The sequence below is a fragment of the Variovorax sp. P1_H12_2 genome (assembly GCF_056405335.1).
Genome location: NZ_JBFUCI010000680.1, coordinates 1 through 1,840, shown reverse-complemented (window position 1 = coordinate 1,840; position 1,840 = coordinate 1). Strand labels below are relative to the sequence as shown.

At 68.1% G+C, this 1,840-nt stretch carries 1 protein-coding gene; it reads right to left on the bottom strand.

What is annotated here, in order from left to right:
* Window positions 1-1,840, bottom strand: a 1,840-nt coding sequence (gene flhA / locus AC1D2K_RS34130; protein ID WP_478094791.1) for a flagellar biosynthesis protein FlhA, incomplete at both ends; no start/stop codon positions are given.

Here is a 1,840-nt window from a genome sequence, read left to right as displayed (position 1 = left end):
CACCCGCAGCCCGTGCAGCACGACCAGCACCGGCGCCAGGCCCATCTGCTCCTGGCGCACGATGGCGGCCTGGGTCTGGCGCAGCAGGTTGTCGGCGAGGCCGGGCTCGATGCCGCTGCTGCTGGTCATGGCCTGCTGCAGCACGCTGTCGAGCGAGCCGTCCAGGCCGATGACCTGGAGTTCGGCATCGCCGGGGAAGAGCTGCTGGGTGATGGCGCGGCCGAGCGCCAGCCGGACCAGCGTCGTCAGCTCGGTCGCGTCCTTCACGGTCGGCGCGTGCTCGGCCATGACGTCGAGGATGGTGCGCATGTCGCGGATCGGCACTTCTTCCTCGAGCAGGTTCTGCAGCACCTTGTGCAGCGTGCTCAGCGTGATGACCTTCGGCACCAGGTCCTCGGTCAGCTTCGGCGCGGTCTTGGCGATCTGGTCCAGCAGCTGCTGCACTTCCTGGCGGCCCAGCAGCTCGGCGGCATGGGTCTGGATCAGGTGGTTCAGGTGGGTGGCCATCACGGTGCAGGCGTCGACCACGGTGTAGCCGTGGATCTGCGCCTGCTGGCGCAGGTTGCCGTCGATCCACACCGCCGGCAGGCCGAAGGCCGGGTCCTGCGTCAGCGTGCCGGGCAGGCTGCCCGTGACCTGGCCCGGGTTGATCGCCATCCACTGGTTCGGAAAGGCCTCGCCGCGTCCGATCTCGACGCCCTTCAGGCTGATCACGTAGGTGTTCGGCTTGATCTCGAGGTTGTCGCGGATGTGCACCACCGGGACCAGGAAGCCGATCTCCTGCGCGATCTTCTTGCGGATGCTCTTGATGCGGCCCAGCAGTTCGCCCTGCTGCGATTGGTCCACCAGCGGGATCAGCCGGTAGCCGACCTCCATGCCGAGCGGATCGACCAGCGAGATGTCGTCCCAGCTGGCCTCGGCGGTCTCGGCCGCCGGGGGCAGCGCGGCCTGGGCGGCGGCCGCTTGCGCCGCCTCCTGCTTCGGCTTGCGCTTGAGAAGCCCGTGGCCCAGCCAGGCCAGGCCGCCCGCGATCAGCAGGAAGGCCAGGTTCGGCATGCCCGGGATCATGCCCATCAGGCCGATGATCGCGGCCGTCAGGAACAGCACCTGCGGGTTGGAGAAAAGCTGGCCCGTGAGCTGGCTGCCGACGTCCTCGTCGGTGGTCACGCGCGAGACGATCACGCCGGCCGCAGTCGAGATCACGAGCGCCGGGATCTGTGCCACCAGGCCGTCGCCGATCGCCAGCAGCGTGTAGGTCTTGCCGGCGGTCGAGAAGTCCAGTCCGTGCTGCACCACCCCGACCACCAGGCCGCCGATGATGTTGATGACCATGATCAAGAGGCCCGCCACGGCGTCGCCGCGCACGAATTTGCTGGCACCGTCCATCGAGCCGTAGAAGTCCGCCTCCTGCGCGACTTCGGTGCGGCGCTTGCGAGCGACGTCCTCGCCGATCAGGCCGGCGTTGAGGTCGGCGTCGATCGCCATCTGCTTGCCGGGCATGGCGTCGAGCATGAAGCGCGCGCCGACCTCGGCGATGCGGCCCGCGCCCTTGGTGATCACCATGAAGTTGATCAGCACCAGGATGATGAAGACCATCACGCCGACCGCGAAGTTGCCGCCGACCAGGAAGTGGCCGAAGGCCTCGATCACCTTGCCCGCCGCATCGGGCCCGGTGTGGCCGTGCAGCAGCACCACGCGGGTGGAGGCCACGTTGAGCGACAGCCGCAGCAGGGTGGAGAACAGCAGCACCGCGGGGAAGGCGGCGAAATCCAGCGCCTTCATCGTGTACATGCTGACCAGCAGCACCATCACCGACAGCGCGATGTTGAAGGTGAACAGC